This window comes from Prevotella vespertina (assembly GCF_009728485.1).
GTDB lineage: Bacteria > Bacteroidota > Bacteroidia > Bacteroidales > Bacteroidaceae > Prevotella > Prevotella vespertina.
The window spans coordinates 81,818-89,321 of sequence record NZ_VVIQ01000012.1; the positions used below are offsets into that span (position 1 = coordinate 81,818).

Below are 7,504 nucleotides of genomic sequence, written 5' to 3' on the forward strand. Positions count from 1 at the left end.
ATTCTTTATTCCCATTGACCATTATTTAACCTTGAATTTATGATTAATTAATTATCCCATGTAATTTCCTTTATCATTAGAATGGAAGTCCAACTGCAAAATGGAATGTAAAATCACGCTTGAAATTTGGATGCCATAAGGCATAATGCTCAGCAGTGGTTGTATATGCAGGATTAATAGCTTTCATACCACCATCAAGGCGTAGTACAAAATAATCAAAATTCAATCTTAATCCTAATCCGTAAGCAACAGCTATCTGCTTATAGAAGTCAGAGAAGTGAAATTGACCACCAGGTTGGTTAGCATAATCACGCAATGTCCAAATGTTACCTGCATCAATAAAAGCAGCACCATCAAACTTCCAAAATAAGTGTGTACGATATTCAGCATTGAGATCTAGTTTCATATCACCTGTTTGATTGATAAAATCTATCCTACCATCTACACCTCTGAACTTACCTGGTCCTAACTCTCGAACACTCCAACCTCTAACAGAGTTAGCTCCACCAGAGAAATAACGCTTTTCAAAGGGTAATATCGTACTATTACCATATGGATAAGCAATACCAATTCCTCCATGTAATGCTAATGTGTTACGATCATCAAAACGTAAAATCTGAGTATAATCAAAATCAAACTTTGCATATTGGGCATAAGCTATATTAAATAATGTACGTTTACCCATGCTATTCTCTTTAAATTTAAAGATACCACCTAGTCCGTTGAGAACATTACCAGCAAGTTCTATTTTTCCTCTAAAAGCATGACTACGACTACTATAATTAAAACCAAAACCTGTACGGACAATGAATAAATCTTGATAATTATATCTAAGAATTGCATTGCGAGTCGTGGCATTATCAAGATAATTATGTTTAAATGTTTCACTAATCCACGGCATATACACATAACTGAGATTTAGAAGATCAAAATCATATGTAAGATGATGTGGCACATTCATCCAATGATATTTCCATGCTCCATTGAAAACTCGACGATGAAACTCTGGGCGATTTTGTAGATTCCAACTAACAGCAACTTCTGTGGTGGCACTACTACGACGCCTAAATTCCTTTGAGAGGAAAGGAGATAAAAGACGTGGGAACTGAAGACGTGCTTGTACACTATACTCTTCATAGTTGCTATTCTTATAACCTTCCAATCCTTTGATTGCTTCAAATGCTGAACGAAACTCTAAGCTCAAATGTTCACTTCCACGAAAAAGATTTCGATTCTGATAAGATAAAACAACAGCTGCACCTAAATCTCCCGCAGTATTCGTACCTTCTGGTTGAAATGAAATTGTATTAGGTTTATTATTAGATACCATAATATCAGCATCCAAATAGTGTGTAGAAGACTTTGTTATAGAATGTCCTATAACTAGACTATCATAACGAGGAACTTCTCTGAAATTTATATTTGTATAATGTACTGCCCCTAAACGAGAGAAATTATTATAAGTGTTTTGCAAATCTGTAGTAGAAAAATATTTACCTTTTTCTATAGCGGTGTTATCTTCTAATACACTTTTGCGGAGATGAAATCCAGTGGAATCCTTTGGTATAAAGTTTACATTATTGATTATATAACGTGGATGTAATGTGGGTGTTGAATTACTATTTTCTATGTATTTCATCAAGTGCAGTGTAACACAGACATGCTGCTTTCCCCTTATAGAATCTGCGGAATAGTATATAAAATCCTTATGAAAACGATAAAAACCAGAATCATTCAATATATGTGTAAGACGTTTACGTTCATCATCCAAGGATGTAACAGTAAATTGTTTAGGATGCTGTGTGCCTAATTTAAGATGATTAGTAAGTACTTTTGCTATGACAGAATCCTCAATATCATATTTGAAATTATCAATTACATAAGGTTCTCCAAAATGTAAATTATAAATAGCAGTAAGTCTTTTTCCTCTTACCTTCTTGTCTATTTTCACAGATGCATTCATATAACCCATATTCTTCATTGCCGAAGTTAGGTCTTCACATGACAATCGTGCTTGTAATGTATCATAGACAACAGGTTTCTCCCCCATTTTTCGTAAAGTTCGATTAATCCATCTTGTAGAATCTTTACCAGACAAAGTATAAGTTCCAAGCGGTATCTTAAATAAAGAGAACCAACGAGAGTTTCCTTTCTGGCGAACGTATTGCATCAAAAGAGATTGATTCACATCCTTATTGTCAGAATGTAGTTCAACCTTATCTAATAAATACTCTCCATCAGGTATAAATTTATCTGTAGAGCAGGCAATCATTGTTAATATAATGATGACTACTACAATGAGTGGAGAGATATAATTATGTAATCTTCTAAGTAACATTGCTATCTATTTTACTTATTATCTTATACCATAAATATCTTTATATGTGAGATATTTTCTTCTCTTTTGTTCTGTATCAATACCTGATACTTTTTTCATTGAAAATATTCCTTATTGATTGCACCATTAATAGAAAACTCTACTAAACACAACTGAAAGCAATATTATAAATTTCGGCAAAGATAATAAAAAGTTGAGAGTAATAGACACCGCGTGCTGTTTTTTTTGTACTTTTGCAAAGTGATTTCTAAGAATAAAATAAAACTTATCCACTCTCTCGAGACAAAGAAAGGAAGAGAAAAAGCAGGGTTATTTGTGGCTGAAGGACCGAAGGTTGTAAATGACCTACTACATGCTGGTTTCACTGCAGAAAACATATTTGAGGATATTGAGGATATTAAGAAGATTTCTTTTTTACAACATCCTCAATCAATGCTCGGTGTATTCAAGTTACCAAGAAATGAGCATTATACAGAATTCTCAATTACACAACTGGTCTTAGCTCTCGATGGTGTACAGGATCCAGGGAATCTCGGTACGATAATTCGTGTGGCAGACTGGTTTGGTATTAAAGATATCTTTTGTTCATTAGATACTGCTGATTGCTGGAATCCAAAAGTAGTGCAGGCAACAATGGGGAGTATAGCAAGAGTGCGGTTACATTACGTGGATTTAAATAAGATGGTTGAATCTTTACCTGCTGATTATCCTATATATGCCACTCTACTAGATGGTGAGAATATCTATAAGCAAGAACTCTCACACCATGGTATGATTGTGATGGGAAATGAAGGCAAAGGAATCTCCCCTATACTTCGTACAAAGATTAATCGCAAATTATATATACCTAACTATTCTTCTAATGAGGACACAGCTGAATCATTGAATGTTGCTATTGCCACATCTATAGTTTGTGCTGAATTTAGAAGAAGATAAAACTATAAGATTACTTTCAACATGTAAACTACATATTCATGAAAGTAATCTTATTCCTCATTAATAAACTCTAGGACCAAAAATAGCTGTACCGACACGCACCATTGTTGAATGGCATTCAACGGCTATTGGGTAATCATGGCTCATACCCCACGATCGCTCTTTAAATTCAGGATCATCAGAGAAATACGTTGCTTTTAGTTCATCAAATAAATTGGAAGCAAATGTCATTTCTTTACGTATTTGATCTTTATCTTCAACATTAGAAGCCATCATCATCAATCCAGATATATGCACATTCTTTAGTTCTCTCCATTCACCACTCTTCAAGAACTCACGACAAGCATCTGGGGTAAAACCATATTTACTCTCCTCTTCTGCAATATGCAACTCTAATAGAACATTGATGACTCTATTATACTTTGCAGCTTGCTTGTTTATCTCCTTCAAAAGCTTGACAGTATCTACTGCTTCTATCATTGATATATAAGGAGCAATGTACTTCACCTTATTTGTTTGTAAATGCCCAATGAAGTGCCATTCGATATCTTTGGGAAGACTCTGAACTTTACCAGCCAGCTCTTGTTCGTGACTTTCACCAAATATACGTTGTCCTTCACGATAAGCTGCTTCTATATACTCTTTAGGATGAAACTTACTGATAGCAACCAATTTCACTCCATCAGGAAGCGTATCGAGTACCTCATGTAAATTCTTTGCGACATCAAACATAAGTTATAAGTTTTTATCGTTTGATTATTGTTCAAATTCAGGCTTACTCTCTATTTCTTCCTTTTTCCCTGCACGATGTTCAAAGACATCCATAATCTTTGTTTCGGTGATAGCTGCAATTTCATAATCAATCAGTGTAGCTCCCATAACTTCGTCTACATGCTTAACGGCTCCATTGACAGAATGTGCTTGAACAAGATAAGTAACAGAAGAGCGTTTCTCTTTCTCTGTCTTTTCATCAATAGTAATAAAAGCTAGACGAGCTTTAAACCACTTATCATCTGTATCAATATCACTAAAGAATATTTCGCCGTATGCTGCTGGTGCAATTGCTTTTACATCAAATTCACCACTCACATAATGTGACATCTCTTCGGTAATAAACTCTTCTGCTTCTGAAAAACTGAAAGCATCAACGACATATTGTTCTATCACCTTCTTATTCTGACCATCTTCCATGGTTTTATCATATCTCACTCTTGTTTCAAACCATGTGCTAGTTCTACTTCTCATATCTTTTAATAATTTAGTTGAAAAGTTCTCATCCTCAAAGAGAAGATGAGATACTACATATTTAATGTAGCGCAAAAGTAGTAAAAAATCTGCGTTAATCACCTAAATGTGCCATTAAATAAAAAAAAATATATAACTTTGCAAGCATAGTAAAAGAACTATGGGTGGATGCCCTTCCTCCTATTTGTAATCAGTAAAGGAGGATAAACAAAACAATTATGCCAGAAATATCAGTTCGTGGGCTTGAAATGCCAGAGTCGCCTATTAGAAAGTTGGCGCCACTTGCTGCTGCGGCAAAAGAACGTGGCACTAAGGTTTATCATTTAAATATAGGACAACCAGATTTACCCACACCTCAATGTGGGCTGGATGCATTAAAGAATATTGATCGAAAGATTCTAGAATATTCTCCATCACAAGGTAATCTGTCTTACCGAAAGAAACTATGTGACTTTTACAAGAAGTTCAACATAAATGTTACGCCTGATGATATTATTATCACATCAGGAGGTTCTGAGGCAGTCCTATTCTCATTCATGTCCTGCCTTAATCCTGGAGATGAAATCATTATCCCAGAACCTGCATACGCTAATTATATGGCATTTGCCATTTCTGCAGGTGCAAAGATAAAGACTATTGCTACATCTATTGAGGAAGGTTTTGCACTTCCCAAGGTTGAACAATTCGAGAAGTTGATTAATGAGCGTACACGTGCTATTATGATTTGTAACCCTAATAATCCTACGGGTTACTTGTACACACGCAGAGAGATGAATCAAATACGTGACCTCGTTAAGAAATATGATTTATATCTCTTCTCTGATGAGGTCTATCGTGAATACATCTATACAGGCTCACCTTATATCTCGGCAATGCACTTGCAGGGGATAGAGAATAACACGATACTTATAGATTCTGTTTCTAAGCGTTACAGCGAATGCGGAATACGTATCGGAGCTTTGATAACCAAGAATGAAGAGATACGCAAAGCTGTCATGAAGTTCTGCCAAGCACGTTTGTCTCCACCACTTATTGGTCAAATCGTAGCAGAGGCAAGTCTTGATGCTCCACAATCATATTATCGTGATGTATATGATGAGTATGTCGAACGGCGTAAATGTCTTATTGATGGTTTAAACAGAATCCCTGGAGTTTACTCCCCTATCCCTATGGGAGCTTTCTATACTGTAGCAAAGTTGCCTGTTGATGATTCTGATAAATTCTGTCGTTGGTGCTTGGAAGAGTTTAATTATGAAGACGAAACAGTCATGATGGCTCCTGCTAGTGGCTTCTATACAACCCCCGGTGCTGGTCGTAATCAAGTTCGCATTGCATACGTACTTAAACGAGAAGACTTACAGCGTGCTTTGTTTATCCTACAAAAGGCACTAGAGGCATACCCAGGACGCGTAAAGGAAGAATAAAATCAAAACTCAAGTTTATAATTCTAAAATTATAGTCCATGAACACCATGGACAGAACTTATGAACTATCCACTTTTTATTGCTCGAAAGATTTATAATGGAGGCGACAAGACCAGAAAGGTTTCCAAGCCTGCTATCCGTATTGCCACCATTGGAGTAGCAATAGGTTTAGCTGTGATGATCATCTCTGTGAGTGTTGTTCTCGGCTTTAAGCACTCTATCCGTGATAAGGTTATCGGCTTCGGAAGTGATATAACTGTAGCAGACTTCCTCACCTTACAAGGTTCCGAGCAATACCCCATCCAAATCAATGATTCTTTAATCAGAGCTCTAAAGAGTACACCTGGTATAAAGCATGTACAACGTTATGCTTACACACAGGGAATCTTAAAGACAAACGATGATTTCCTGGGCGTATTATTAAAAGGTGTTGGTCCTGAGTTCGATTCAACCTTCATTCATTCAAATATGATAGAAGGGACTCTTCCAAAGTTTTCTGATTCTGAAAGCCACCAAAAGATTGTTATCTCAAAGACCATCGCAGATAAACTAAATCTAAAAGTGGGGCAACGCCTCTTCGCTTACTTTATTAACAAGCAAGGAGTTCGAACCCGTAAGTTCACCATTACAGGTATTTATGCTACTAACATGAAGCAATTCGATTCACAGATTTGCTTCACTGATTTATACACCATCAACAAGCTCAATGGATGGGAGCCTGATCAATATAGCGGAGCTGAATTGCAAGTCAATGACTTCTCACAGCTCAACCTCGTCACAATGCGGATATTAAATAAGGTGAAGAACACTGTGGATCATTATGGTGAGACCTATTCTGCCGAGAATATAACCGAGATGAACCCACAGATTTTCTCATGGCTCGATCTAATGGATATGAACGTTTGGATTATCCTAGCACTGATGACCGCTGTAGCTGGTGTAACAATGATTTCTGGCTTGCTAATTATTATTCTTGAGCATACCCAAATGATTGGTATTCTCAAAGCGCTTGGCTCACGCAATCGTCAGATACGCCACATATTTCTTTGGTTCTCAACGTTCATTATTGGCAAAGGCTTACTCTTTGGAAACATCATTGGCTTAGGTTGCATCTTTTTACAAAAATGGTTAGGATTAATAACACTTGACCCACAGACTTATTATGTGAGTGTTGTTCCTGTAGAGATTAACATTCCACTTATCATAGCCCTCAACCTTGCCACTTTATTAATTTGTATTATTGTTCTGATAGCCCCAAGTTATCTCATCAGTCATATACATCCTGCCAAGTCAATGCATTATGAATAAGAATAACCCTCCCTTACTTCGAATGAAAGTATCACAAGACATAGCGAAGTAATGGAGGGAAAATGAGTTGCAAGGACTTCGAAGTTCTTGAGTCTTCTTCTGTCTAAAACTATGTTACTATCCCCCTATGCTTTCTATGTCAAAAACCTCCAATATTTCTTATTTTAACTATTTATTTAACAATTACACTTTGTGTTGCCAAACAGATATTGTCAGGTTGATACATACAACCAGTTCTGACCATTGCAGTTAT

At 36.2% G+C, this 7,504-nt stretch carries 6 protein-coding genes; 3 read left to right on the plus strand and 3 right to left on the minus strand.

Annotation, left to right across the window (positions count from 1 at the left end):
- Positions 1–76 precede the first annotated feature (76 nt).
- Positions 77–2,338, minus strand: a complete 2,262-nt coding sequence (tamL, locus tag F0475_RS10090) for a translocation and assembly module lipoprotein TamL (protein WP_155716529.1) — start codon at positions 2,336–2,338, stop codon at positions 77–79.
- A gap of 240 nt (positions 2,339–2,578) precedes the next feature.
- Between tamL and F0475_RS10095 the strand changes: the two genes are divergently transcribed.
- Positions 2,579–3,274 carry an RNA methyltransferase gene (locus F0475_RS10095; protein WP_317163220.1) on the plus strand — a complete coding sequence of 232 codons (696 nt, stop codon included), beginning with the start codon at positions 2,579–2,581 and terminating at the stop codon, positions 3,272–3,274.
- A gap of 60 nt (positions 3,275–3,334) precedes the next feature.
- On the opposite strand, the gene F0475_RS10100 is transcribed toward F0475_RS10095, so the two are convergent.
- Entirely contained in the window at positions 3,335–4,006 is a 672-nt protein-coding gene (locus tag F0475_RS10100; protein ID WP_155716530.1) for a YggS family pyridoxal phosphate-dependent enzyme, read from the minus strand.
- Between the two features lie 24 nt (positions 4,007–4,030).
- Entirely contained in the window at positions 4,031–4,519 is a 489-nt protein-coding gene (locus F0475_RS10105) for a DUF4494 domain-containing protein (RefSeq protein WP_036894636.1), read from the minus strand.
- Between the two features lie 218 nt (positions 4,520–4,737).
- On the opposite strand from F0475_RS10105, the gene F0475_RS10110 reads away from it, so the two are divergent.
- Positions 4,738–5,943 (plus strand): pyridoxal phosphate-dependent aminotransferase, encoded by a 1,206-nt coding sequence (locus tag F0475_RS10110; RefSeq protein ID WP_155716531.1) that lies wholly within the window; start codon positions 4,738–4,740, stop codon positions 5,941–5,943.
- A gap of 60 nt (positions 5,944–6,003) precedes the next feature.
- Positions 6,004–7,251 carry an ABC transporter permease gene (locus tag F0475_RS10115; RefSeq protein WP_155716532.1) on the plus strand — a complete coding sequence of 416 codons (1,248 nt, stop codon included), beginning with the start codon at positions 6,004–6,006 and terminating at the stop codon, positions 7,249–7,251.
- Positions 7,252–7,504 lie beyond the last annotated feature (253 nt).